Annotated in this window: 27 protein-coding genes and 1 pseudogene; 23 read left to right on the top strand and 5 right to left on the bottom strand. The window is 38.7% G+C overall.

Going from position 1 to position 24740, the window contains the following annotated elements; genetic code table 11:
* The first annotated feature begins 3 nt into the window (after positions 1-3).
* The 14 genes and pseudogenes from pyrC to DQL14_RS04030 all read left to right on the top strand — a co-directional run bounded on the left by pyrC (position 4) and on the right by DQL14_RS04030 (position 12852).
* On the top strand, positions 4-1023 hold the full coding sequence (gene pyrC / locus DQL14_RS04095) for a dihydroorotase (RefSeq protein ID WP_108169911.1): 1020 nt from the start codon (positions 4-6) through the stop codon (positions 1021-1023).
* A pseudogene (locus tag DQL14_RS04090) lies at positions 999-2118 on the top strand (3-deoxy-d-manno-octulosonic acid hydrolase subunit 2). Before pyrC ends, DQL14_RS04090 begins: the two are co-directional and overlap by 25 nt.
* 6 nt (positions 2119-2124) lie before the next feature.
* Positions 2125-2679 (top strand): 3-deoxy-d-manno-octulosonic acid hydrolase subunit 1, encoded by a 555-nt coding sequence (locus DQL14_RS04085; RefSeq protein ID WP_108169909.1) that lies wholly within the window; start codon positions 2125-2127, stop codon positions 2677-2679.
* A 5-nt stretch (positions 2680-2684) separates the two neighbouring features.
* A complete protein-coding gene (locus DQL14_RS04080; RefSeq protein ID WP_108169908.1) occupies positions 2685-4721 on the top strand; it encodes an LTA synthase family protein in 2037 nt (678 codons plus the stop codon).
* 78 nt (positions 4722-4799) lie between these two features.
* On the top strand, positions 4800-5672 hold the full coding sequence (folD, locus tag DQL14_RS04075; RefSeq protein WP_165695284.1) for a bifunctional methylenetetrahydrofolate dehydrogenase/methenyltetrahydrofolate cyclohydrolase FolD: 873 nt from the start codon (positions 4800-4802) through the stop codon (positions 5670-5672).
* Complete coding sequence (gene lepB, locus DQL14_RS04070) at positions 5672-6544, top strand: signal peptidase I (RefSeq protein WP_108169907.1); 873 nt, start codon at positions 5672-5674, stop codon at positions 6542-6544. Before folD ends, lepB begins: the two co-directional genes overlap by 1 nt.
* A gap of 8 nt (positions 6545-6552) precedes the next feature.
* Complete coding sequence (locus DQL14_RS04065) at positions 6553-7251, top strand: site-2 protease family protein (RefSeq protein WP_108169906.1); 699 nt, start codon at positions 6553-6555, stop codon at positions 7249-7251.
* Positions 7252-7271: 20 nt separating this feature from the next.
* Positions 7272-7727, top strand: a complete 456-nt coding sequence (rpiB, locus tag DQL14_RS04060; RefSeq protein ID WP_001039764.1) for a ribose 5-phosphate isomerase B — start codon at positions 7272-7274, stop codon at positions 7725-7727.
* A 51-nt stretch (positions 7728-7778) separates the two neighbouring features.
* Entirely contained in the window at positions 7779-8111 is a 333-nt protein-coding gene (locus tag DQL14_RS04055) for a hypothetical protein (protein ID WP_000495089.1), read from the top strand.
* A gap of 57 nt (positions 8112-8168) precedes the next feature.
* Positions 8169-8708, top strand: coding sequence for an adenine phosphoribosyltransferase (apt, locus tag DQL14_RS04050; protein ID WP_001006117.1), 540 nt, complete (start codon positions 8169-8171; stop codon positions 8706-8708).
* A gap of 14 nt (positions 8709-8722) precedes the next feature.
* Positions 8723-9301, top strand: coding sequence for a DedA family protein (locus DQL14_RS04045; RefSeq protein ID WP_000393406.1), 579 nt, complete (start codon positions 8723-8725; stop codon positions 9299-9301).
* 47 nt (positions 9302-9348) lie between these two features.
* Positions 9349-10839, top strand: a complete 1491-nt coding sequence (locus tag DQL14_RS04040) for a leucyl aminopeptidase (RefSeq protein ID WP_108169905.1) — start codon at positions 9349-9351, stop codon at positions 10837-10839.
* Between the two features lies 1 nt (position 10840).
* The gene (ychF, locus tag DQL14_RS04035; RefSeq protein WP_033762354.1) at positions 10841-11941 is read left to right on the top strand and encodes a redox-regulated ATPase YchF; all 1101 of its coding nucleotides are present in this window, start codon (positions 10841-10843) and stop codon (positions 11939-11941) included.
* Between the two features lie 38 nt (positions 11942-11979).
* Positions 11980-12852 (top strand): radical SAM/SPASM domain-containing protein, encoded by an 873-nt coding sequence (locus DQL14_RS04030; RefSeq protein WP_162296857.1) that lies wholly within the window; start codon positions 11980-11982, stop codon positions 12850-12852.
* Between the two features lie 131 nt (positions 12853-12983).
* Here DQL14_RS04030 and DQL14_RS04025 read toward each other — a convergent pair whose 3' ends face one another.
* Positions 12984-14030 (bottom strand): AI-2E family transporter, encoded by a 1047-nt coding sequence (locus DQL14_RS04025; RefSeq protein WP_108169904.1) that lies wholly within the window; start codon positions 14028-14030, stop codon positions 12984-12986.
* Between the two features lie 114 nt (positions 14031-14144).
* Between DQL14_RS04025 and dapF the strand changes: the two genes are divergently transcribed.
* Positions 14145-14966, top strand: a complete 822-nt coding sequence (gene dapF, locus DQL14_RS04020; protein WP_108169903.1) for a diaminopimelate epimerase — start codon at positions 14145-14147, stop codon at positions 14964-14966.
* Positions 14967-15072: 106 nt separating this feature from the next.
* Positions 15073-15720 carry a YkgB family protein gene (locus DQL14_RS04015; protein WP_108169902.1) on the top strand — a complete coding sequence of 216 codons (648 nt, stop codon included), beginning with the start codon at positions 15073-15075 and terminating at the stop codon, positions 15718-15720.
* 22 nt (positions 15721-15742) lie between these two features.
* Here DQL14_RS04015 and DQL14_RS04010 read toward each other — a convergent pair whose 3' ends face one another.
* Positions 15743-15985: a ribbon-helix-helix domain-containing protein gene (locus DQL14_RS04010; RefSeq protein ID WP_000418858.1), complete on the bottom strand. Its 243-nt coding sequence runs from the start codon at positions 15983-15985 to the stop codon at positions 15743-15745.
* Positions 15986-16159: 174 nt separating this feature from the next.
* Here DQL14_RS04010 and DQL14_RS04005 point away from each other — a divergent pair, with 174 nt between their 5' ends.
* From DQL14_RS04005 to DQL14_RS03975, 7 genes are all read left to right on the top strand, one after another.
* Positions 16160-17410, top strand: coding sequence for a hypothetical protein (locus DQL14_RS04005; RefSeq protein WP_023526055.1), 1251 nt, complete (start codon positions 16160-16162; stop codon positions 17408-17410).
* Positions 17411-17510: 100 nt separating this feature from the next.
* Positions 17511-17723 (top strand): 30S ribosomal protein S21, encoded by a 213-nt coding sequence (rpsU, locus tag DQL14_RS04000; RefSeq protein WP_001117778.1) that lies wholly within the window; start codon positions 17511-17513, stop codon positions 17721-17723.
* A gap of 38 nt (positions 17724-17761) precedes the next feature.
* Positions 17762-18505 carry a 3-oxoacyl-ACP reductase FabG gene (fabG, locus tag DQL14_RS03995; RefSeq protein WP_108169901.1) on the top strand — a complete coding sequence of 248 codons (744 nt, stop codon included), beginning with the start codon at positions 17762-17764 and terminating at the stop codon, positions 18503-18505.
* Between the two features lie 230 nt (positions 18506-18735).
* Positions 18736-18972, top strand: coding sequence for an acyl carrier protein (acpP, locus tag DQL14_RS03990; protein WP_050840487.1), 237 nt, complete (start codon positions 18736-18738; stop codon positions 18970-18972).
* A 104-nt stretch (positions 18973-19076) separates the two neighbouring features.
* A complete protein-coding gene (locus DQL14_RS03985; protein WP_108169980.1) occupies positions 19077-20315 on the top strand; it encodes a beta-ketoacyl-ACP synthase II in 1239 nt (412 codons plus the stop codon).
* A 19-nt stretch (positions 20316-20334) separates the two neighbouring features.
* Positions 20335-21273 (top strand): acetyl-CoA carboxylase carboxyl transferase subunit alpha, encoded by a 939-nt coding sequence (gene accA, locus DQL14_RS03980; protein WP_108169900.1) that lies wholly within the window; start codon positions 20335-20337, stop codon positions 21271-21273.
* A 473-nt stretch (positions 21274-21746) separates the two neighbouring features.
* Entirely contained in the window at positions 21747-22184 is a 438-nt protein-coding gene (locus DQL14_RS03975) for a hypothetical protein (protein WP_000256111.1), read from the top strand.
* Between the two features lie 71 nt (positions 22185-22255).
* Here the strand turns inward: DQL14_RS03975 and DQL14_RS03970 are convergent, their stop codons facing one another.
* The 3 genes from DQL14_RS03970 to rlmB are packed head-to-tail and all read right to left on the bottom strand — an operon-like array spanning position 22256 to position 24735.
* Entirely contained in the window at positions 22256-23077 is an 822-nt protein-coding gene (locus DQL14_RS03970; RefSeq protein ID WP_108169899.1) for a hypothetical protein, read from the bottom strand.
* Positions 23074-24039: a sialidase gene (locus DQL14_RS03965; RefSeq protein WP_108169898.1), complete on the bottom strand. Its 966-nt coding sequence runs from the start codon at positions 24037-24039 to the stop codon at positions 23074-23076. Before DQL14_RS03965 ends, DQL14_RS03970 begins: the two co-directional genes overlap by 4 nt.
* 12 nt (positions 24040-24051) lie before the next feature.
* Positions 24052-24735: a 23S rRNA (guanosine(2251)-2'-O)-methyltransferase RlmB gene (rlmB, locus tag DQL14_RS03960; RefSeq protein ID WP_033588173.1), complete on the bottom strand. Its 684-nt coding sequence runs from the start codon at positions 24733-24735 to the stop codon at positions 24052-24054.
* Between the last annotated feature and the right edge of the window lie 5 nt (positions 24736-24740).

Below are 24740 nucleotides of genomic sequence, written 5' to 3'. Positions count from 1 at the left end.
AAAATGGAAATCACGCTTTTTGACCCCATAGACGCCCACTTGCATGTGCGAGAAAACGCGCTTTTAAAAGCGGTGTTAAGATATTCTAGCGAGCCTTTTAGTGCCGCAGTGATCATGCCTAATCTCAGTAAGCCCTTGATTGACACTCCAACCACCCTTGAATACGAAGAAGAAATTTTAAACCATTCTTCAAACTTCAAGCCTCTAATGAGTTTGTATTTCAATGATGGCTTGACTTTAGAAGAATTGCAACGCGCTCAAGAAAAAGGCATCAGGTTTTTAAAGCTCTACCCCAAAGGCATGACCACAAACGCGCAAAACGGCACTTCGGATTTGTTGGGTGAAAAAACCTTAGAAATTTTAGAAAACGCCCAAAAATTAGGCTTTATTTTATGCATCCATGCAGAACAAGCCGGGTTTTGTTTGGATAAAGAATTTTTATGCCATAGCGTTTTAGAAACTTTCGCCCTTTCATTCCCTAAACTCAAAATCATTATAGAGCATTTGAGCGATTGGCGCAGTATCGCTTTGATTGAAAAGCATGACAACCTCTATGCGACTTTGACCTTACACCATATCAGCATGACTTTAGATGATTTATTAGGGGGGAGTTTGGACCCGCATTGTTTTTGCAAACCCTTAATCAAAACCAAAAAAGACCAAGAAAGGCTTTTATCCCTTGCTTTAAAAGCCCACCCTAAAATCTCTTTTGGATCTGATAGCGCCCCGCATTTCATTTCTAAAAAGCATAGCGCTAACATCCCGGCAGGCATCTTTTCTGCCCCTATTTTGTTGCCTGCATTGTGCGAACTTTTTGAAAAACACAACGCTTTAGAAAACTTGCAAGCCTTTATCAGCGATAACGCTAAAACAATCTATGGGCTAGACAATTTGCCCAGTAAAAAAGCGCATTTGTCTAAAAAACCCTTTATGATCCCTACACACACGCTTTGTTTGAATGAAAAAATCGCTATCTTAAGAGGGGGCGAAACGCTATCTTGGAACCTTCAAGAAATCGCCTAAAACATGCCGCCTTTTTTGTGGGGCTTTTTATCGTTTTATTTTTAATTATAATGACGCATCAAACCCCCCCCTATGCTTTCATGCATAATCAAGCCCTTTCAACCAAAAGCCCCCCCTATTTCACACAATTCACTATCCCTAAACCAGATGACGCTTTAAGCGTGCATGCGAGCGCTTTAATCAATTTGCCTAACGATAACCTCTTGAGCGCTTATTTTAGCGGCACTAAAGAAGGGGCAAGGGATGTGAAAATCAGCGCGAATCTTTTTGACAGCAAGATTAATCGCTGGAGCGAAGCCTTCATTCTTTTAACCAAAGAAGAGCTTTCTCATTATTCGCATGAATATATCAAAAAAACTAGGTAACCCCTTGCTTTTTTTGCATGACGATAAAATTTTGTTGTTTGTCGTAGGGGTGAGCATGGGCGGGTGGGCCACTTCTAAAATCTATCAACTTGAAAGCGCTTTAGAGCCGATTCGTTTTAAGTTTGCGCGAAAACTCTCTTTAAGCCCTTTTTTAAACTTAAGCCATTTGATAAAAAATAAGCCTTTAAACACCACTGATGGCGGGTTTATGCTACCGCTTTATCACGAATTAGCCACCCAATACCCCTTGTTGTTGAAATTTGACAAACAAAATAACCCAAGAGAGCTTTTAAGGCCTAATGCCCTAAACCACCAGCTCCAGCCAAGCTTAACCCCCTTTAAAGATTGCGCCATCATGGCGTTTAGAAACCATTCTTTTAAAGATAGCCTCATACTAGAAACCTGTAAAACCCCTACTATTTGGCAAAAACCCATGCTTACGAATTTGAAAAACTTGAATGACGCTTTGAATTTGATCAACTTAAACAAAGAATTGTATTTGATCCACAACCCTAGCGATTTATCACTGCGTCGTAAAGAACTCTTGCTTTCTAAATTAGAAAACTCAAACTCTTTTAAAACCTTAAAAATTTTAGATAAAGCCAATGAAGTGAGTTACCCAAGCTATAGTCTTAATCCTCATTTTATAGATATTGTCTATACCTACAACCGATCTCATATCAAACACATCCGTTTTAATATGGCTTATTTAAAATCCCTTCTCAAGTGATTAGTCATGTTTATACATTCTTCTTACACGCTGAGTTTTGTATGGCTTTTTTTAATTTTCTTTTTTTTCAAAAAGAAGCCATTGGGTTTAAGGTTTTCGCTCTCTTTAATAAGCGTGATTTTAAGCAATATCGCTTTGAAAGACTCTCTATCGCTCAATGAATTTTTAAGCAGTTTTACAGCCCCCTTAAGCCCCTTTAGCTGTCTTTTGATCCTTGCTTATGCGCTCTTTTCTTGCCGTCTCCTCCAAAAGCCCCCTTTAGAAACCTTGCAATCTTATAGCGTCATGCTGTTTTTCAATCTGTTGCTTTTGACAGATATTTTAGGGTTTTTGCCTTTTTCAATCTATCATCATTTCATGGCTTCTCTTATTGTTAGCGCGCTTTTTTGTAGCAGTTTGTTTTTGAGCAGCCCCTTATTGGGCGTGATTGCTTTAGTAGCGTTATCCAGTTCGCTTTTAATGCGTTCTAATTTTCAAATCTTAGATTCTTTATTGGATTTCCCCTTGCTTCTTTTTGTCTTTTTTAAGACTTTATATCTTGTTAAAAAAAGGTTGTATTAACGCTTATGAAATCCCTATCCCATGCCCTTTTTTCGCTCTTTTTAAAAGGTTTTTATTTCACCTTTTTTATGAGCTTGTTGTTTGTGTTTAATCGTATCGGCTTTATCCTTTATACAGGCTATTATAAGCATGCTTTAAAAAACCCTATTTTTGATGAAATCATCAAAACCCTATTCAATGGATCCAGATACGATAATCGTGTGGTCTCAAGCCTAGCGATTCTTTTTATCATCATCGGGTTATTGGGGTTATTTGCCCCTAAACACCAAACCAAAATGCTTAATGTTGTGGCGTATTTTTCTATCGCTATTATCCTGTTTTTAAACATTTCAAACATTGTTTATTATGGCATTTATGGGAATGTGTTTGATGAAAATTTATTGGAATTTTTGCATGAAGACACGCTCACGATTTTAAAAATGAGCGGGGAATACCCTATTTTTTCTAGTTTTTCACTCTTTTTAATCCTTAGCGTTTTAATCTCTTTTACCTATTTCAAACTCCAAAACGCCCTTTTTAAGCCCAAAAATGTGTATCAAGCCGCCCACACCAAACCCCTTAAAACTTTTATTTTATTTGCGCTTTTTTCCCTCACGCAAATGTTTTACATTAACGCGCAATTGAGTTTTGTGGGCGCGTCTTTAGATCTCAGCATAGAGCCAGCCAAAGATCCTTTTTTAATGAAAATCACCCCCGGTGCGTTTCGCAACCTTTATCTTTTAGCACGCAATTACAGACAAAGCCATAACCTTAAATTCAGCGATTTTGCTAAAGAAACGCCTTTAGAAGTGGCGAAAAATTATTTCCATCTTAAAGAAAACCCTTCAAACAACCTCTATGAGTTGCTTTCTCAAACAAGCCACAACGATTCTCTTCAAACCATTCAACATGTTTTCTATATCGTTTCAGAGTCCCTGAGTTCATGGCATTTTGATCCAAAATTTGACGCCATAGGGCTAACGAGCGCTTTACAAGATTTGGTCAAAAAAGAGCATGCCCACATGCTTTCTGCTTTTATTGAAAGCGCCCCACGGACCGTTAAAAGCCTAGATGTCCAGATCACAGGCTTGCCTTATATCAATGATAATAACTTAGTCAATTCAGGGGTGATCCTCCCTAGCTTTCCTATGGCGATTGGCAATATCACAAAAACTCTGGGTTATAAAAACAACTTTTATTATGGGGGTAGCGGGATTTGGAACAAATTAACCAGTTTCACCAAAAAACAAGGTTTTCACGCCCTTTATTTCAATAACCATCTCTTAGAATTTGCCAAAAACAAGCCCTACCCCAAGCCCATAGAGAGCAACTGGGGAGTGCATGATAATATTCTATTTGACTATATTTTAGAAAACACCAACCCCCATGAAAAAACTTTCAGCATGGTGATGACTTTAAGCAACCATGCGATCAAAAACGTGAATCTCAAAGCCTTTGGCGTGCCTTTAGAAAAAATCCAACAATTTGTGGAAAAAACCCCCAAATCAGAAAATCTACCGGACGCTAATTCTTTAGGGCATATTTACTGGTATGACAAAGTAATAGTCAATTTCATCAAAAAAGCCAGCCAAAAATTCCCTAACTCGCTTTTTATCATCACAGGGGATCACTTTGACAGGAGCTATGAATACGCTAAAAACGATTTGTATATCATTAAATCCGTGCCGCTTATTTTATATGCCCCCACCTTAAAGCCTAAAAAAATCAGTCAAGTCGGATCGCATTTAGACATCGTCCCTACGATTATTGAATTAGTCGCCCCTAAAGGCTTTCAATTCGTGAGTTTTGGAAAGCCTTTACTTTCTAACAACACAACAAACCCCCCAAGCCACCCCAATTACGCGCTAGGCTATGAAGCGATCGCTACTAAAGATTATTTTTATAACCCGAGTTCAGGGTTAAGGTATTTGAATGAAAACCCTAAAGAGCCAGAGGATAAACAAAACGACAAAACAGAAGCTTCTAAGTTTTACCAGCAATTAGAATCCTTAAAAGCCCTTAGTTTTTACTTGCTCTATCATGGGGCTAATCTTAAAGATTGACAAACTGGGTTTTTATTCCATTAAACGCATGATTTTTGCTACAATAATAGGATTTTAATGGATAAAGGACAAATAAGCATGCCAAATAGGGGCGTTGTTTTATTAGACGGGCAAGCGCTAGCTTGTAATATAGAAAAAGATTTGAAAAATAAAATCCAAATAATAAGTACGCAAACGCATAAACGCCCCAAACTAGCCGTGATTTTAGTGGGGAAAGATCCCGCTAGTATCACTTATGTCAATATGAAGATCAAAGCATGCCAAAGGGTGGGCATGGATTTTGACTTAAAAACCCTCCAAGAGGATATTACTGAAGCTGAATTGCTGTCCTTGATTAAAGATTACAATACCGATCAAAACATTTCAGGCGTTTTAGTCCAGCTCCCTTTGCCCAGACACATTGATACTAAAATGGTTTTAGAAGCCATTGATCCAAACAAAGATGTGGATGGTTTCCACCCCCTTAATATCGGCAAGCTCTGCACTCAAAAAGAATCGTTTCTGCCAGCCACCCCTATGGGCGTGATGCGTCTTTTAGAGCATTATCATATTGGAATCAAGGGCAAGGATGTGGCGATTATTGGGGCGAGCAATATCATTGGAAAACCTTTAAGCATGCTCATGCTAAACGCTGGGGCTAGCGTGAGCGTGTGCCATATTTTGACTAAAGACATTAGTTTTTACACCCAAAACGCTGATATTGTCTGCGTGGGCGTGGGTAAGCCTGATTTGATTAAAGCGAGCATGTTAAAAAAAGGGGCTGTAGTGGTGGATATTGGGATCAATCATTTGAACGATGGGCGTATCGTGGGCGATGTGGATTTTACAAATGCGCAAAAAGTTGCCGGTTTTATCACCCCTGTGCCTAAAGGCGTAGGGCCTATGACGATCGTCTCGCTTTTAGAAAACACTTTAATCGCTTTTGAAAAACAACAAAGGAAGGGATTTTAATGAAATTTTTACGCTCTGTTTATGCGTTTTGCTCCAGTTGGGTAGGGACGATCATTATTGTGCTGTTGGTTATCTTTTTTGTCGCGCAAGCCTTCATCATTCCCTCTCGCTCTATGGTAGGCACGCTCTATGAGGGCGACATGCTCTTTGTCAAAAAGTTTTCTTACGGCATCCCCATTCCTAAAATCCCATGGATTGAGCTTCCTGTCATGCCTGATTTTAAAAATAACGGGCATTTGATAGAGGGGGATCGCCCTAAGCGCGGCGAAGTGGTGGTGTTTATTCCTCCCCATGAAAAAAAATCTTACTATGTTAAGAGGAATTTTGCCATTGGAGGCGATGAGGTGTTATTCACTAATGAGGGGTTTTATTTGCACCCTTTTGAGAGCGACACGGACAAAAATTACATCGCTAAACATTACCCTAACGCCATGACAAAAGAATTTATGGGTAAAATTTTTGTTTTAAACCCTTATAAAAATGAGCATCCGGGTATCCATTACCAAAAAGATAATGAAACTTTCCATTTAATGGAGCAGTTAGCCACTCAAGGTGCAGAAGCTAATATCAGCATGCAACTCATTCAAATGGAGGGCGAAAAGGTGTTTTATAAAAAAATCAATGACGATGAATTTTTCATGATCGGCGATAACAGGGATAATTCTAGCGACTCGCGCTTTTGGGGGAGTGTGGCTTATAAAAATATCGTGGGTTCGCCATGGTTTGTTTATTTTAGTTTGAGTTTAAAAAATAGCCTGGAAATGGATGCAGAAAACAACCCCAAAAAACGCTATTTGGTGCGTTGGGAACGCATGTTTAAAAGCGTTGGAGGCTTAGAAAAAATCATTAAAAAAGAAAAAGCAATGCGTTAAGGTTTTTTGTGCAATTTTTTGATTTCTCTTTAGAAAGTTTTATTACCACCTTAATGAAAATCCTAGCCCTTTTAATCGCTATCATAGGGCATGAGATCATGCATGGCTTGAGCGCGTTTTTATTTGGGGATAGGAGCGCTAAAGACGCCAAGCGTTTGAGTTTAAACCCTATCAGGCATTTAGACATGATGGGTTCGGTGCTTTTACCGGCTTTATTACTCATTTTTCAAGCCCCCTTTTTGTTTGGGTGGGCCAAACCCGTGCCGGTGGATATGCGTTACATTGTCTCTCAAAAAGGCTCTTTGGCATGCGTAGTGGTGAGTTTAGCCGGGGTGGCTTATAATTTCACTCTAGCCGTTCTGCTCGCTTTCATCACGCATTGGAGCTTCCAAAAACTAGGGATCAACGCTTTAAATATCAATGAATTGAATCTTTATCAGCTCGCTTTAGTAACCTTTCTCATTCAAGGCATTCTTTATAATCTTGTCTTAGGCGTTTTCAACAGCCTCCCTATCCCGCCCTTAGACGGCTCCAAAGCGTTAGGATTTTTAGCGTTGCATTTTAAAAGTTCGTTTTTATTGGAATGGTTTTCTAAAATGGAACGCTACGGCTTGTTGGTAGTGTTTATCTTTTTGTTTATCCCCCCTTTATCGGAGTTTTTTATCCATGCGCCCACAAGATTTTTATTTTCCTTACTCCTTTCTTAATCTTTTATCAAGGAGAGTTTATGAATAAGCCCTTAAAGTTTTCTCAAGTTTTTATAGGGAGCGATCATGCGGGGTTGCATCTTGCAGAATTTGTCCAACATTTTTTAGAAGACAAGGATTTTAAGATCCAAGCTTTTTTACCCACTATGAGAGTGGATTACCCTGATTACGCCAAATTAGTGTGCCAAAAGGTCTTAGAAAATGCACAAAGCTATGGTATTTTAGTGTGCGCTACAGGGATAGGCATGAGCATGGGCGCTAATCGTTTTAAGGGTATTAGAGCCGCCTTGTGCCTTGATGCTTACATGGCCAAAATGACTCGCTTGCACAATAACGCTAATGTCTTGTGCTTGGGCGAAAAGATTAGCGGTATTGGCGTGGTGGAAAGCATTTTAGAAGCGTTTTTCTCTACAGAATTTGAACAAGGCCGTCATGTGTTGCGCATCCAAAAACTAGATGAATCGCTGAAATCATAAACCTAATGTAGTATAATTACATCGTTTCGCTAAAAAGGATATTTTAATAGAATGTTTACCCAATGGTTTATCATCACTATCGCTATTGTTTTTATCCTTTATATGGGCGTGCGCACTTTCTTTTTTAAAACCGTGGCTAAACGGCAAGAACGCACCAACGCATCCATGAAGCTCACCTTACAAGAAGCTGAAATTTTGATCCAAAAACACCAGTTGCAACTCCAAAGGGCTTTAGGCAATATTGACATTCTTACCCAAGAAATGAGTTCGTTAAAAACAGAACTAAAAGCCCTTAAACAGCGCAACTCTGAATACAAAGGCGAATCGGATAAATATAAAAATCGTATTAAAGAATTGGAGCAAAAAATAGAAGCTCTCCTTTAAAAACGCTATAATAAATCAAAATTCTACAACCAATCAGTTATATTAAAGGATATTAAAATGAATGAAACGCTCAAAGAAGAACTTTTACAAAGCATCAGAGAAGTGAAAGATTACCCTAAAAAAGGGATTTTGTTCAAAGACATTACCACGCTACTCAACTACCCTAAACTCTTTAACAAACTCATTGACGCGCTCAAAAAACGCTATCTCGCTCTCAATATAGACTTTATCGTGGGCATTGAAGCTAGGGGGTTTATTTTAGGCTCTGCTCTCGCTTATGCGCTTGGGGTGGGGTTTGTGCCTGTGAGGAAAAAGGGCAAGCTCCCCGCGCACACCCTATCTCAAAGCTACAGCCTAGAATACGGGAGCGACAGCATAGAAATCCACTCCGACGCTTTTAGGGGGGTTAAGGGGGTAAGAGTGGTGTTAATTGATGACTTATTAGCCACTGGTGGCACAGCTTTAGCGAGCCTTGAGCTTATCAAAGCCCTACAAGCCGAATGCATAGAAGCATGCTTTTTGATAGGGTTAAAAGAATTACCGGGTATCCAACTTTTAGAAGAACGAGTGAAAACCTTTTGTTTGTTAGAGTGCTAGAATAAGGGTGAGTTTTGGAAGAATACATCATTGACTTATGGAATCAGCATGCAGCGACTTGGGGGTATCTCATTTTATTCGGGTGGAGCATTTTAGAGGGCGAAATTGGGTTAATTTTAGCAGGGATTGCCAGCTATACCGGTCATATGCATTTAGGGTTAGCCATTTTAGTCGCAGGGATTGGGGGTTTTGTGGGGGATCAGATCTATTTTTACATCGGGCGCACCAATAAAGCTTACATCCAAAAAAAGCTAGAAAAACAACGCCGAAAACTAGCCCTAGCCCATTTATTGTTGCAAAAACACGGCTGGTTTATCATTTTTATCCAACGCTACATGTATGGCATGCGCACCATCATTCCCATTAGCATAGGCCTCACGCGTTATAGCGCTTTAAAATTCGCTATCATCAACCTCATTAGCGCGATGGTGTGGGCAAGCATTACCATTATTCTAGCGTGGTATTTAGGGGAAGAATTATTGCATGCGTTAGGGTGGCTTAAAAAACACCCTTATGCGCTAATATTACTATTAGTATCTTTCTTGGCGTTGGTTCTATGGTATTTCCAATACTATAGTAAGAAAAACCGCTAGAGTGCAATACAATTCTTGAAAGATATGAAATTAAAAAAGGAGACTTTATGTTAAAAATCAAATTAGAAAAAACCACTTTTGAAAACACAAAAGCTGAATGCGGTTTAGTTTTTATTATCAATAAGGATTTTAGCCACGCTTGGGTCAAAAATAAAGAATTGCTAGAAACCTTTAAATACGAAGGCGAAGGCGTATTTTTAGACCAAGAAAATAAAATCCTGTATGCGGGCGTTAAAGAAGACGATGTGCATTTATTGAGAGAGAGCGCGTGTTTAGCCGTTCGCACCCTTAAAAAACTCGCTTTTAAAAGCGTTAAAGTGGGGGTCTATACTTGCGGAACGCATGCTAAAGACAACGCGCTTTTAGAAAACCTAAAAGCGTTGTTTTTGGGCTTGAAATTAGGCTTGTATGAATACGACACTTTTAAATCCAACAAAAAAGAAAGCGTTTTAAAAGAAGCAATTGTCGCTTTAGAATTGCACAAACCTTGCGAAAAAACTTGCGCGAATTCTTTAGAAAAGAGCGCTAAAGAAGCGTTAAAATACGCTGAAATCATGACAGAAAGCTTGAATATCGTTAGAGATCTGGTCAATACCCCCCCTATGATTGCTACTCCGGTTTATATGGCTGAAGTGGCGCAAAAAGTGGCTAAAGAAAACCATTTAGAAATCCATGTTCATGATGAAAAATTTTTAGAAGAAAAGAAAATGAACGCCTTTTTAGCAGTCAATAAAGCCTCTCTTGGCGTCAATCCTCCCCGCTTGATCCATTTGGTCTATAAACCCAAAAAAGCGAAGAAAAAAATCGCTTTAGTGGGTAAGGGCTTGACTTATGATTGCGGGGGTTTGAGCTTGAAACCGGCCGATTACATGGTTACTATGAAAGCGGATAAAGGCGGTGGCTCTGCGGTGATTGGGCTTTTAAACGCATTAGCCAAACTGGGCGTGGAGGCTGAAGTGCATGGCATTATTGGGGCTACAGAAAACATGATAGGTCCGGCTGCTTATAAACCAGATGATATTTTGATCTCCAAAGAAGGCAAGAGCATAGAAGTTCGTAATACCGACGCTGAAGGGCGTTTGGTTTTAGCGGATTGTTTGAGCTACGCTCAAGACTTAAGCCCTGATGTGATCGTGGATTTTGCGACCCTTACTGGGGCATGCGTTGTAGGCTTAGGCGAATTCACTTCAGCGATCATGGGGCATAATGAAGAGTTGAAAAGCCTCTTTGAAACTTCAGGGTTAGAATCCGGCGAATTGTTAGCCAAACTCCCCTTTAACCGCCATTTAAAGAAATTGATTGAATCTAAAATCGCTGATGTGTGCAATATTTCTTCTTCACGCTATGGCGGTGCGATCACGGCGGGCTTGTTTTTAAATGAATTTATTAGAGATGAATTTAAGGATAAGTGGCTACACATTGACATTGCAGGCCCTGCTTATGTGGAAAAAGAATGGGATGTGAATAGCTTTGGAGCGAGTGGGGCTGGGGTGAGAGCATGCACGGCTTTTGTGGAAGAATTTTTGAAAAAGGCTTGAAATGGGCTTGTCTGTAGGCATTGTGGGTTTGCCCAATGTGGGCAAATCCAGCACCTTTAACGCGCTCACTAAAACCCAAAACGCAGAGAGCGCGAACTACCCCTTTTGCACCATTGAACCCAATAAAGCCATCGTGAATGTGCCTGATAGGCGGCTTGATGCGTTGGCTCAAATCGTAAAACCTGAACGCATTTTGCATTCTGTGGTGGAATTTGTGGATATTGCTGGGTTGATTAAGGGAGCGAGCAAGGGGGAGGGTTTAGGCAATCAATTTTTAGCCAATATCAAGGAATGCGAAGTGATCTTGCAAGTGGTGCGCTGTTTTGAAGATGACAATATCACGCATGTGAACGATAAAATTGACCCCCTAAATGATATAGAAATCATTGAATTGGAGTTGATTTTAGCGGATATTGCCACTTTAGACAAAAGGATCGATCGCTTGCAAAAAGCCCTGAAAAGCTCAAAAGACGCTAAAAATCTTTTAGAATGCGCTTTGAGTTTAAAAACGCATTTAGAAGAATTAAAGCCGGCGAAAACTTTTCCCTTGAATGCAAGCGAGGCTTTTTTAGAATTAGACAAGGAATTGCGTTTTTTATCCCATAAAAAAATGATCTATGCCGCTAATGTGGGCGAAGAAGATTTAAACGCTCTCAATGAGCATGCCAAAAAAGTCCAAAATTATGCCAAAGATCAAAAGAGCGAATTTGTTGCCTTGTGCGCTAAATTAGAAGAAGAAATGGTTTCTATGAGCGAAGATGAAGTCAAAGAATTTTTGCAAAGTTTAGGCGTGGAAGAAAGCGGGCTAGAAAAGACCATTCGTTTGAGTTTTAAGGAATTAGGCTTGATCAATTACTTTACCGCTGGAGTCAAGGAAGTGCGATCATGGACGATTAAAAAAGGCTCTAGTGCGCCTGTGGCTGCTGGGGTGATCCATAAGGATTTTGAAAAAGGCTTTATCAGGGCTGAAACCATCAGTTATGATGATTTTATCGCTTATAAGGGCGAAGCCGGAGCGAAAGAAAAGGGAGCGTTACGCATTGAAGGTAAGGATTATATCGTTCAAGATGGCGATGTGTTGCATTTTCGCTTCAATGTCTAGTGTCTTTTCAAACAAGCGTTACTATTTTTTCATAAGAATTGACACCCAACAAGAAACTTTTTAAAAAAATCTATATAGAGTTAAGCGATATTTGCGGGTTGCAATGCAGTTTTTGCCCTAACCCTAAAAATATCAGAGGCGTGATGCCTTTAGAATTATTTGAAAAAGTTTGTAAAGAAGCGGCCCCCTTAACCCAAATGATCACCTTGCATGTTTTAGGCGATCCTTGCAAACTCAAAAATTTAAACCACTATTTAAGCACCGCTAGACGCTTTTCTTTAAAAGTGGATTTGGTTACCAGCGGGGCGTATTGGCACGATTTTGAGACGCTTTTACAAGATGTGATCTATCAAATCTCTATTTCTTTAGACGCAGGGCTAGACCATCGCAACAAAATCAACCAGCACCGCTACATCCAAAAAATTTTAGAATTTTGCCGCTACAAATGTGAAAAAAATAGCGAAGTGTTTTTGAATTTACGCATTCAAGACAGCACCCTTGACAAACACCAGAATTTGATCAAGCCTTTTTTAGAAAGCTTTGAATGCGTTTCTTTAGAGGGTTTAAAAACGCAAGGCCGCACTCGTTTGTTTAAAAAAAGTTTTTTGAATATCCAAAAGACCTTTAAATGGCCGAATTTGAACGCCCAAAATCCTTTAAACCAAAAATCAAAAATCCCCTATTGTTACGGACTTATTAAGCAAATCGCTATTTTATCTAATGGCGTTGTCGTGCCGTGCTGCATGGACACGCAAGCTCATATCAGCCTTGGCGATTTAAACCATACGCCCCTAAAAGATGTTTTAAAGAGTCAAAAAGCTATGGCTATCAAAACCCATTTTTTAAAGGGCGAAGCGTTAGAACTCTTATGCAAAAACTGCTCCTACCCTCTCATTCGCTATAAAAAATAAAATTTGCATCTATTAAGATATGGATTTAAATTTGCGTCCGCATTGAATGAGGTGTTTGAAAATTCTTCATAAGAATGGTTGTTTCTCACTCTTATATATCATTTTTATCGTTGTGAGCCATAGGGCTTATATCATTCGCATGCTTTTTGATCGTTTTGGATAAAGTAATTTTCATACAATCGCAGTAACGCAATAAAAAACGCCGTGATAGTAGGCCCTACAATGATCCCCCAAAAACCAAATTGTGAAATCCCAGCAATCATGGAAAAGAAAATCAGCATTTCATTGATTTTAAGGGTGGTTTTAAAGATTCTTTTTTTGATGAAGACGATTAAAATTGGCTTGATCACGCTATCAATCAGCACGCTAATCAATAAAATGGAATACAAAGCGATAAATATCGCCTCATTCACATTCCCATGATAAAGCTCATAAATCGCTATAGGGATCCAAATCAAAGCCCCCCCAACAGCCGGCACCAAAGACGCCAGGCCGTATAAAATCCCTAAAGACCAGCCGTCATGCCCAAACCATACGATCATCACCCCAAACGCCACACCCTCTAAAATAACCGTAATGAGAGAAGTTAAAAGCACGATGCGTAAAATCCCAGCCACTTCTTCAAAAATCTTTTTGCTTTGATTGATTCCAAGAGGCAAAACCCCTAAAAAATAACGATAAAATCTCTCCCCGTAATAAAAAAAGAAAAACAACAGCCCCAAGATAAACAAGGCGTCTGTAATGAGTTTCAAGCTGTATCTTCCCACATAGCTGCTTATTTTCAACAAATAGCCCGTGATGGAAGCGGCGCTAAAATTTTCTAAAAACTTGCTCGCTCCATCATGAATGGTAGGAAAATGCGATAAATTTTCAGTGATTACCCCTTTAAGCCATTTGATTAGGGCTGAAAATTTTTCAAAATTGATTTCAAAAATAATATTAGAACTTTTATAAACAATAAAATACAACGGCACGATCAAGACGCTCGCTAAAACCAAAACGCATAAAAACGAACTGACAATATTGAAAAAGTGCTTATCTAAAAAAACTTTCACTTGAAAAAACCCCACGCACAAAAGCCCAGCAATCAGTGCATCCATTAAAAAATCTTGATACAGATAGATCATCCAATAAAAACCAATCAAAAAAAGAATCCAAAAGAAATACTGAGCTTTCATGAAATTATCCCCATTAAACTGAACCAAAAATTATCAAATGTTAGCTAAAAAACGCTCTTTTAAGGATAAAAAACCTCTTTTAACTTATAATTAAAACCAAAAAGGCTTATACAGATGGTGTTTTACAAATATTCAGGGAGCGGGAATGATTTTTTAATCGTTCAAAGTTTCAAAAAAAAAGATTTTTCAAATTTAGCCAAACAGGTGTGTAATAGGCATGAGGGTTTTGGGGCTGATGGGCTTGTAGTCGTCTTACCGAGTAAGGATTATGACTACGAATGGGATTTTTACAATTCAGACGGCTCTAAAGCTGGCATGTGCGGGAATGCGAGCCGTTGCGTGGGGTTATTTGCCTACCAGCATGCTATAGCCCCTAAAGAGCATGTTTTTTTAGCCGGAAAAAGAGAGATTTCTATTTGCATAGAAGAACCCAATATCATAGAGAGCAATCTTGGTAACTACAAAATCCTAGATGTAATACCCGCTTTAAAATGCGAAAAATTTTTTTCAAGCGGCAGCGTTTTAGAAAATATCCCTACTTTCTACCTCATAGATACAGGAGTGCCGCATTTAGTGGGATTTGTGGAAAATAAAGAGGGGTTAAATTCCCTTAACACGCTGGAATTAAGGGCTTTAAGGCATGAATTTAACGCTAATATTAACATCGCTTTTATAGAAAATAAAGAGACGATTTTTTTACAAACTTATGAAAGAGGGGTTGAAGATTTCACGCTAGCTTGCGGGACAGGCATGGCGGCGGTTTTTATCGCCGCGCGCATTTTTTATAACACGCCTAAAAAAGCCGCTCTCATCCCTAAAAGCAACGAATCTTTAGAGCTTTCTTTAAAAAATGATGGAATTTTTTATAAAGGCGCGGTGCGTTATATTGGCATGAGTGTTTTGGGCATGAGGGTTTTTGAAAATGGGTGTTTTTGATCATTATTTCTTGTAATGGTAATGATTTTGTTGCAATTAAACATAATGCGCTATCATTTCTAGGCTATTTTTAGCAATACAAAAAATATCCTAAAGGAATAAAACCATGCAAGCGTTAAAATCATTGCTTGAAGTGATTACAAAACTCCAGAATCTAGGCGGCTATTTGATGCATATAGCTATTTTTATCATTTTTATTTGGATTGGAGGGCTTAAGTTTGTGCCGTATGAAGCCGAAGGGATCGCTCCTTTTGTGGCTAACTCCCCTTTCTTTTCTTTCATGTATAAATTTGAAAAACCCGCATACAAACAACACAAAATGTCTGAATCCCAATCCATGCAAGAAGAAATGCAAGATGACCCTAAAATCGTTGAAAACAAAGAATGGCATAAAGAAAACCGCACTTATTTAGTGGCTGAAGCTTTAGGGATCACGATTATGATCCTAGGTGTTTTGGTGCTTTTAGGGCTTTGGATGCCTTTAATGGGCGTGATTGGTGGCTTGCTTGTCGCTGGAATGACGATCACGACTCTATCTTTTTTATTCACAACGCCAGAAGTGTTTGTCAATCAGCATTTCCCATGGCTTTCTGGGGCTGGAAGGTTAGTGGTTAAAGATTTGGCGTTATTTGCTGGAGGCTTGTTTGTGGCCGGGTTTGATGCGAAACGCTATTTAGAGGGGAAAGGGTTTTGCTTGATGGATCGCTCATCGGTAGGGATTAAAACTAAATGCTCTAGCGGGTGTTGCTCTTAAGAGCTGATACCTTAAAGTAGGCTTAAAGCCTACTAGAAGAATCATTAACAGAAAGATCTTGGTTAGCGCCTTTTTTGTAAATGATTGTTTTTAAAATGTGGCGTTTGACAAAGGAATTGACGCTTTCTACTTCTTCATCAGCTAATCGTCTTAAAACATCATGCTCATCTTTAGAGAGATAAAAGGTAACTGAAAAATTGCGTTTCAGCTCATCTACAGCGACACGCTTGCGACCGGGTTTTATATTTTTATTTCCTAATTCCATTAAAATTTCCTTTTTTAGTTAGTATGTAATGTAAAATCATAACGGTTATTCTAACATGAAATAAGCGCCATTTTATATTAAATCTAAAGAAAAATATTTTTAGATGTGCTAGAATACCCATTCGTTACAAGATAAGCTTTTTTATCAAAAATAATGATGACATAGGGGTAACAAGTGGCAATAAACACCTTTTTAAAACATTCTTTTCTAGTCTGTTTATTAGCGGTTAATTCTTACGCTTTTGATTGGAATATTTTTAAATACAATCTGGGTTTCAATATGTTTATCATGGACCATGAAGGCTCAACGCCTTATTGGGTCAATACTAACACCAATCTTAAAACCCGTTTGACTCCAAATTTTGGGATCCAATTTTATACAAAAGGTGTGGAGCAAAGCTTGACTGTGGGGGCGTATTTTTTTCAAAACTTCCATAACTACAGCACTAATTTTCCCTACCGCTGGGGCCCTACTATGTATTATAAGGCTAGAGGGAAGCGTTTTACTTTTTATGGCGGCATCTTTCCTAGAAAAAACCTCTTAGGAAGGTATGGTTTGAATATTTTTGCCCCTTATTATTGGTTTATAGATCCAAACGCTAGAGGGTTTTTATTGCAATTTCAAAACCATTATTCGCCTTCAAAACCCTATTATGGGCATGCGGAATTCATGCTAGATTGGTTTGGAGGCAATTGTTACAACACTTGTAAGTTTGGGAGAAACCCTTATGGGAATGCGATGGACAGGTTTCAAATGAACGGCTCTGTGGCTTATAATTTCTTTAAGGATTTATTGGGTATTGGAGGGTATTTTGTCTTGTTCCATAACGAAGACAAATACCTTTTGAATGGGGCTGATGGCATGCAGTTTAATGAAAAAAAAGCGATTGACAATAATAATATTTATCTTATGGATCGCCTCTACTTTAACGCTTACATAGGGACAAGCCTTTTAGACATCGCCCCCTTTATGGAAAAACTCAACGCCAGTTTTGGCATGGTTTCTGAATCAAGCCGATTAAGGCAAATTCACAACAATGTGCCTTTTATGAACAGCGTGGGCGGGCAATTTGATGTGGAGATCCAATACAAAGGCTTTGGCATCCACAATTTATTTTTCTTCGCCAAGACCCCAGAGATGCCTTTTTATAACCAATACCAGTATGTTGAAATGTATTGCACGCCTTCGTATTGCCCCACGCCTATTTATCGTGGCGTGCCATTCTTTCAAGCGAACATGTATAATCGTTTTGATTTTTATTACAACTGGAAAAACGACTTCGCATCGGTCCGCATCAACTTCGTTCTTAATGCGATGCGTGGGGGCTTTGATAGGAGCTTGCCTTGGTCAGAATCTTACCAAGTGTATATGACGGTCGCCTTTGATCCTTATAACCTTATTAACAAAATTGCTAGAAAAAAGTGAAAATTCTTGACAACCAGTTAATTCGTCTTATATAATGCTATTTCATTTGTAGCCATTGTTAAGCAATGATTTTAAGCTATGGAAAAGAGGTGATAGCAGTATGCCAGGGATTAAGGTTAGAGAAGGCGATGCGTTTGATGAAGCTTACAGGAGATTCAAAAAGCAAACCGATCGCAATTTGGTGGTAACAGAATGCCGTGCAAGGAGATTCTTTGAATCTAAAACTGAAAAGCGCAAAAAGCAAAAAATCAGTGCTAAAAAGAAAGTCTTAAAGCGTCTTTATATGTTAAGGCGTTATGAATCAAGACTATAAGAACTTGAAAAAATTTAAAAATTAAGGATTATTGAATAATGCAATTCACAGGGAAAAATGTTCTCATTACCGGAGCTTCTAAAGGCATTGGGGCTGAAATCGCTAAAACTCTCGCTTCTATGGGGCTGAAAGTTTGGATCAATTACCGCAGTAATGCTGAAGTGGCTGACGCTTTGAAAAATGAGCTTGAAGAAAAAGGCTGTAAGGCAGCTGTCATTAAATTTGATGCGGCTTCTGAAAGCGATTTTATTGAAGCGATACAAACCATTGTCCAAAGCGATGGGGGGTTGTCTTACTTGGTGAATAACGCCGGTGTGGTGCGCGATAAATTAGCGATCAAAATGAAAACAGAAGACTTTCACCATGTCATAGACAATAACCTCACTTCAGCCTTTATAGGTTGCAGAGAGGCTTTAAAGGTGATGAGCAAGAGTCGTTTTGGGAGCGTGGTCAATGTCGCTTCTATCATTGGTGAAAGAGGCAATATGGGGCAGACAAACTACTCAGCGAGTAAGGGAGGAATGATTGCGATGAGCAAGTCCTTTGCTTATGAGGGAGCTTTAAGGAATATTCGTTTCAACTCTGTAACACCAGGCTTTATAGAAACCGACATGAACGCCAATTTGAAAGACGAACTCAAAGCGGATTATGTTAAAAACATTCCTTTAAACAGACTAGGGTCTGCTAAGGAAGTGGCAGAAGCGGTAGCGTTTCTTTTGAGTGATCACTCTAGTTACATCACTGGAGAGACTCTCAAAGTCAATGGCGGGCTTTATATGTAGTCCTAAACAAAGGGTTCTTTTAGCGATAAAAGTTTGTAAGTAGCAAAAATCATGCTAACATTATGAGGTTATTCTAAAACAAAGAGGTTATTATCAAATGGGGATTATTTACTTAATATTGTTTCTCATTGTAATTTATTTGTTGTATAGGATTTTAGATGTTTTGGAGCAAAAATAAACGCTCCAACGAATGGTTGATTTAATTTTTACAAAACAAGGGAGTTTTAATTATGGCTTTATTTGAAGATATTCAGTCAGTTATTGCTGAGCAGTTGAATGTGGATGCGGCGCAAGTTACGCCAGAGGCGGAATTTGTGAAGGATTTGGGTGCGGACTCTTTAGATGTCGTGGAATTAATCATGGCGTTAGAAGAAAAGTTTGGCGTTGAGATTCCTGATGAGCAAGCGGAAAAAATCGTCAATGTGGGCGATGTGGTGAAGTATATTGAGGATAATAAACTAGCTTAATCTTTTTTGAACTTGGAGCGTTTGTCTCCAGGTTTTAGTCAAAAATTTGGCTTTAGCTAAAATCTAGTTTTATTGAATTAAAGTTTTGAAATGAGGAGCTATTGGTGCGTCGGATTGTAGTAACTGGAATGGGAATGATCAATTCGCTAGGTTTAAATAAAGAAGATTCTTTTTTAGCGATCGCTAAAGGGGAATGCGGTATCAAACACATAGAAAGTTTTGATGCGAGCGCGTTTCCTGTGCGTATTGCTGGAGAAATCACTGACTTTGACCCTACAGAGGTGATGAATCCCAAAGATGTTAAAAAGGCGGGTCGTTTCATTCAATTAGCCTTGAAAGCCACAAGAGAGGCGATGAAAGATAGTGGGATTTTAGACGCTCACAATAGATGCCCTGAAGAATTGGCAAATCGCATGGGCGTAAGCTCTGGCTCTGGGATTGGCGGATTAGGCAATATTGAAGCGAATTCCATTTTTTGTTTTGAAAAAGGCCCTAGAAAGGTCAACCCCTTTTTTATCACTTCTGCGTTAGTGAATATGATTGGTGGTTTCACTTCCATTGAGTTTGGCATTAAAGGGCCTAACCTCTCTAGCGTAACGGCTTGTGCAGCAGGCACTCATGCCATTATTGAGGCCGTTAAAACCATTCTGCTTAATGGGGCTGATCGCATGTTAGTCGTGGGAGCGGAATCCACCATTTGTCCTGTAGGGATTGGGGGGTTTGCGAGCATTAAAGCCCTTTCTACAAGGAACGATGATCCCAAAAAAGCTTCAAGACCTTTTGATAAGGATCGCAATGGTTTTGTGATGGGCGAAGGTGCTGGGGCTTTGGTGCTTGAAGAATACGAGAGTGCGAAAAAAAGAGGGGCAAAAATTTATGCAGAATTTGCCGGATATGGCGAGAGCGGCGATGCTAACCACATCACAGCCCCGGCCCCTGAGGGTGAAGGGGCTTTTAGAGCCATGAAAATGGCTTTAGAAATGGCGAAAGTGGAAGTAGGCTATGTGAACGCTCACGGGACTAGCACGCATTATAACGATTGGTATGAAAGCATCGCTCTAAAAAATGTGTTTGGCTCTAAAGAAAAAGTCCCTCCTGTTAGCTCCACTAAAGGGCAGATTGGGCATTGCTTGGGCGCTGCGGGCGCGTTAGAAGCCGTTATTTCTATCATGGCCATGAATCAAGGGATCTTGCCTCCTACCATCAATCAAGAAACGCCTGACCCAGAATGCAATTTGGATTATATCCCTAATACGGCCAGAGAAAAACAAGTGGATGCGGTGATGAGTAACTCATTTGGTTTTGGTGGCACTAATGGTGTTGTGATTTTCAAAAAAGCCTAGTTTTAATTTAGGATTTTGAATGGCCATTTATTTAGATTTTGAAAATCATATTAAAGAGATTCAAAATGAAATTGAATTAGCCCTTATTAGAGGCGATGAGGATGCTAAAGAAATCTTAGAAAAAAGATTGGATAAGGAAGTTAAAAGCATTTATTCCAATCTCACTGATTTTCAAAAACTCCAATTAGCAAGACACCCTGACAGACCCTACGCTATGGATTACATTGATCTCATCTTAAAGGATAAGTATGAAGTCTTTGGGGATAGGCACTATAACGATGATAAAGCGATTGTGTGTTTTATAGGGAAAATTGATAATGTCCCGGTTGTGGTGATCGGAGAAGAAAAGGGCAGAGGGACTAAAAACAAGCTCTTAAGAAATTTTGGCATGCCTAACCCTTGTGGCTATCGTAAGGCTTTGAAAATGGCAAAATTTGCTGAAAAGTTTAATTTGCCTATTTTAATGCTTATAGATACAGCCGGGGCGTATCCGGGGATTGGTGCAGAAGAAAGAGGCCAGAGTGAAGCGATCGCTAAAAACCTCCAAGAGTTCGCTTCCTTAAAAGTCCCTACTATTTCTGTAATTATCGGTGAAGGGGGCAGTGGTGGCGCGCTAGCAATTGCAGTGGCTGACAAATTGGCTATGATGGAATATTCCATTTTTAGCGTTATATCCCCAGAAGGTTGTGCGGCGATTCTTTGGGATGACCCTAGCAAAACTGAAGTGGCTATTAAAGCGATGAAAATCACGCCTAGAGACTTAAAGGAGGCGGGGCTTATTGATGATATTATCTTAGAGCCTAGCAAAGGGGCTCATAGAGACAAATTTTCAGCCGCCAACACGATCAAAGAGTATTTTTTAGACGCTCTAAGGACTATCCAACAAGACCCTCATTTCCTTGAAAACCGCTATCAAAAATTAATGTCGCTTGGTTCGTTTGTGGAGAGCATGAACTAAATCTATAAAAAACTTTGCGTTAATGAAATCTTGATAACTGGTTCTTTAACTTTTAAAATTGTGTGTTTAAACTTTATTTTAAACTCATTCTCTTAAAGAAATAAGGGGTGTTTTGAAATCATTCTCCCCCTACAACTAAAATCCCCCCTAAAGAACGCTTTAAAAAATACCGCTTGAATAAAATCAAACTCTCTACTATCCAATCTTAAAAAATGCAATATTTTTTCATAACCAACGCTCAATAAAAACAAAACCAAATTCTTCACTACTTGCTATCATTTTAGAAAAAAGCGGATATTTTACATAGTTTGTAAAATAATATAAAAAATATCATTATGTTACCAATCTGCTATTCTATCCTTTTGTTTGAATATAAAAAGACAATCATCATGATCAGAGTATTGAATGAAAGCATTCTTATTTTACAATACAAAAGTTAGGTCTAATGGTATTTTAAAAAAGAAAGAAATCCTATGGTTACACATGAAAAAATCAAAAGCCGCTTTTCTAGGAATTGGTCTTTAAGGAATAGGGGTAGGCATTTTGCATCTGCAAGCGTGTATTTTTTCTCACTTCTTGTCATTACAGCGGTTAATAGAAGTAGTGCAGTTGCTTGGTTATTGATGCCTGAACATTTGATTGGGTGGTTTTTGATTTCTTTTAGTGGGGAATTTGTAGCAGACATGGCGTTTGGCAAAAAAAGTAAGATCTTTAAAACCCGCTTTGGAATTTCTATTGTGAGCGGCGTTTCACTATTGCTTGGCGCTTTACCAGCGCATTTATTTTTTGTATGGTTTGGTTTTATTAATTGGTGGGCTGTCTTTTTTATAGAAGCGGGAGCTGGGCTATTGGTGGGCTGTGTGATACAAAAGATTTTTTTTGGTAAATATTGGGTGGATCGCTATTATTAAGGCTCTCTTTTTTCAAGTCTAAAAGTGCATTTTCTCATATTCCAATTAAATTGGATAAGGGTTACCCCTACTTAAGGCATCGCATCAAAAACCACGCTAATCCCATTTTTTAAAACGATAGGGTTTTTTGCGTCAGTGATATGGATAAAACGCACGCCATCAAGCAAATTAAGAGCGATTTCTTGTTGTTTGTTTTCTTTGGCAATGATTTGAATGATCTTTAAGTTTTCATCATAAAAAATGATTTTGGGTTGCCACAAAGGGTTATTAGAGCTTATTTTTAAATACGCATTCTGATTCACGCTCAGCCAGTATTTCCCGCTCGCTTCCTTAAACTCCACAGGATCGCTACTCAAGACTAAGACTCTCGCATTAGGGAGCTTGACTTCTTGTAAAGAAAAATCGTATTCCCACTCTTTCAAGGATATGTGCCTAATATCCACAAAATCAAAACCATGCCTTTTCATCGTCTCTATCAAAATGTTAGGGTCTAAAACATATTCTGTTTTAAGCTCGTATGAAAAAACATTCTCACCTGAAGAACTTTGCATTTTAATGGGCAAAACATACGAATACCCCATCATGCTCAAAGAATTATTGATGCTTTTGGCAAACGCTAGGGGATTGCTTGAAGCCTTGAAAGTGATTTTTAACACGCTTGGTTTGTCAAAATTAAAAGACAAAAGCCCGTTCTCTTTGAGAGTGTTAAGCAATTTTAAGGAATCCAAACGCCCCATTACATAGAAATCCTTACGATTTTTAAACAAACGCTCTAAAAAAAGCTTGTTCATGTGGTAGGAGCGCTCCCCTATTAAATTCTCAATCTTATCGTTTAAAGCATCAGCGCTTAATAGCATTCCCCCAACAATAAAAGCTAAAAAAAGCTTGTTCATTGCTGGAGCGCTTTGTATTGGGTCTCATTGATGAGCGTTAAGCCTTTATTTGGCTCGTATAAAAACCGCTTAGTTTTGCTGTCGTTATAATTTTGTTCTTGATGGTTGTTTTTAAGGTTAAGATGCCCATGCCCAAAACGCAATAATAAGCGGTGGTTTTTGGTTTCTAAAGAATAATTTTTTTTAAAAACCTTTTGAAAGGAATTTTTTTTCTCATCCAAATCAATCACTTCTACCCAAATATCTTTTTTAGGGATGATATAAATGGTGTTAGGATCTTCTTTGATCGCTTCTTTTTCTTGCTTGTCTTGTTCTTTGTGTTTTGCTTCTAGTTTAGGCGTTGGCTCTGGCTTGTTTTCTTCTGTAGGATTAACTTCATTGAAAGAATTCTTTTTAGTGCCGGATTTAATAGCGCTTTCTTGCCCTCTTTCTTCTTTTAAAGAAGAGCTGTTTTGAATGATAACGACCGCCAAAATAATGACAACCACTCCTAAAACGATAACAAAGGGTTTCCATTTGGAAGACTTTTTGGATAATGAAGTATTAGCCTGATTGATGCTGTAATCCAATTCAACCTTAAGGGGTTTTTTTGCTGTTTCTTCAGGGTTTGTTTCTTGATTTTGCTCTTCTCCCACGCCCTCTTTAAAAACACACACTTTGTCAAATTCTTTCATCCATGCACTCAAATCAATTTTATACTCGCGCTCTAAAATTTGTATAAATCCCCTAGCATGCACCCTTGATAAAGACTCATAACGCTTTTCCAAGATAGAATGGATATTTTTAGAAGCGATTTTAGTCGCCTTGCAAATTTCTGCCACTCCAACTTCTTTTAAAATTTGCAAATTTTTATCTAAATTTTTAAGCGATAATTCTTCTAATGCCGCACCAGAAATATCCTTAGAAATGTTTTGAACATCAGAAATATCTAAATTTTCTAAACTTTTTTTATTCTGTTCCATTCAATTGACCACCTAGTTGATTTTATCCATTAAGATCCCTGCTGCCACACTCACATTGAGCGAATCAAAATCTCTTCGCATTTTTACGCTCAATATAGCGTCCATTTTAGCAAGGATTTTTTTAGACAACCCCTCATGCTCGCTCCCCAAAAAAAGAGCGCATTTTTTTAAGGATAGATTTTCTGCTTGGCTAGATCCTTGCATGCTCGCGCCCAAACATAAAAACCCGCTCGTTTTCAATTCATTGATTAAATCCAGCGTGTTAGGCATAACGCTAAAAGGCAAATCATACATAAGCCCCAAGCTGGATCGCACGATCCCCTCATAAGCCAATTCTTTAGCAAAATCTAAAATAACGCCATCCATTCCTAAGCAATACGCGCTCCTAAAAATACCCCCAATATTCCCCACATCCGTAATCCCGCAAAGCACCAAAAGTTTTTGAGCTTTTTTAATCTCTTTTAAAGAAACCGCTAAAGGCAGTTCTACTTTAGCCAAAACCCCTTGATGGTTCCCCCCCTTAGCCAAGCTTTGCGCTTTTTTATTATCCACTTTGATGATATTAGGGCATGCTTTTTTGAGCGCGAAAAAAAACTTTTTGTCTATTTCTTTAGAAAGATAGATTTCTTGCAATTTTTCTTGATGAGAGTTTAGAATGCGCATAACCACTTGCTTGCCATAAATCACTGCTTGCATGCTAA

The sequence above is a fragment of the Helicobacter pylori NCTC 11637 = CCUG 17874 = ATCC 43504 = JCM 12093 genome (genome assembly GCF_900478295.1).
Taxonomy (GTDB): domain Bacteria; phylum Campylobacterota; class Campylobacteria; order Campylobacterales; family Helicobacteraceae; genus Helicobacter; species Helicobacter pylori.
This window is presented reverse-complemented; position numbering and strand designations above follow the sequence as displayed.

Excerpts from the sequence above, each read along its gene's own strand:
- pyrC (WP_108169911.1), top strand. The coding sequence starts at position 4 with ATGGAAATCACGCTTTTTGACCCCATAGACGCCCACTTGCATGTGCGA.
- DQL14_RS04085 (WP_108169909.1), top strand. The coding sequence starts at position 2,125 with ATGTTTATACATTCTTCTTACACGCTGAGTTTTGTATGGCTTTTTTTA.
- DQL14_RS04080 (WP_108169908.1), top strand. The coding sequence starts at position 2,685 with ATGAAATCCCTATCCCATGCCCTTTTTTCGCTCTTTTTAAAAGGTTTT.
- folD (WP_165695284.1), top strand. The coding sequence starts at position 4,800 with ATGCCAAATAGGGGCGTTGTTTTATTAGACGGGCAAGCGCTAGCTTGT.
- lepB (WP_108169907.1), top strand. The coding sequence starts at position 5,672 with ATGAAATTTTTACGCTCTGTTTATGCGTTTTGCTCCAGTTGGGTAGGG.
- rpiB (WP_001039764.1), top strand. The coding sequence starts at position 7,272 with ATGAATAAGCCCTTAAAGTTTTCTCAAGTTTTTATAGGGAGCGATCAT.
- DQL14_RS04055 (WP_000495089.1), top strand. The coding sequence starts at position 7,779 with ATGTTTACCCAATGGTTTATCATCACTATCGCTATTGTTTTTATCCTT.
- apt (WP_001006117.1), top strand. The coding sequence starts at position 8,169 with ATGAATGAAACGCTCAAAGAAGAACTTTTACAAAGCATCAGAGAAGTG.
- DQL14_RS04040 (WP_108169905.1), top strand. The coding sequence starts at position 9,349 with ATGTTAAAAATCAAATTAGAAAAAACCACTTTTGAAAACACAAAAGCT.
- ychF (WP_033762354.1), top strand. The coding sequence starts at position 10,841 with ATGGGCTTGTCTGTAGGCATTGTGGGTTTGCCCAATGTGGGCAAATCC.
- DQL14_RS04025 (WP_108169904.1), bottom strand. The coding sequence starts at position 14,030 with ATGAAAGCTCAGTATTTCTTTTGGATTCTTTTTTTGATTGGTTTTTAT.
- dapF (WP_108169903.1), top strand. The coding sequence starts at position 14,145 with ATGGTGTTTTACAAATATTCAGGGAGCGGGAATGATTTTTTAATCGTT.
- DQL14_RS04015 (WP_108169902.1), top strand. The coding sequence starts at position 15,073 with ATGCAAGCGTTAAAATCATTGCTTGAAGTGATTACAAAACTCCAGAAT.
- DQL14_RS04010 (WP_000418858.1), bottom strand. The coding sequence starts at position 15,985 with ATGGAATTAGGAAATAAAAATATAAAACCCGGTCGCAAGCGTGTCGCT.
- rpsU (WP_001117778.1), top strand. The coding sequence starts at position 17,511 with ATGCCAGGGATTAAGGTTAGAGAAGGCGATGCGTTTGATGAAGCTTAC.
- fabG (WP_108169901.1), top strand. The coding sequence starts at position 17,762 with ATGCAATTCACAGGGAAAAATGTTCTCATTACCGGAGCTTCTAAAGGC.
- acpP (WP_050840487.1), top strand. The coding sequence starts at position 18,736 with ATGGCTTTATTTGAAGATATTCAGTCAGTTATTGCTGAGCAGTTGAAT.
- accA (WP_108169900.1), top strand. The coding sequence starts at position 20,335 with ATGGCCATTTATTTAGATTTTGAAAATCATATTAAAGAGATTCAAAAT.
- DQL14_RS03975 (WP_000256111.1), top strand. The coding sequence starts at position 21,747 with ATGGTTACACATGAAAAAATCAAAAGCCGCTTTTCTAGGAATTGGTCT.
- DQL14_RS03970 (WP_108169899.1), bottom strand. The coding sequence starts at position 23,077 with ATGAACAAGCTTTTTTTAGCTTTTATTGTTGGGGGAATGCTATTAAGC.
- DQL14_RS03965 (WP_108169898.1), bottom strand. The coding sequence starts at position 24,039 with ATGGAACAGAATAAAAAAAGTTTAGAAAATTTAGATATTTCTGATGTT.
- rlmB (WP_033588173.1), bottom strand. The coding sequence starts at position 24,735 with ATGCAAGCAGTGATTTATGGCAAGCAAGTGGTTATGCGCATTCTAAAC.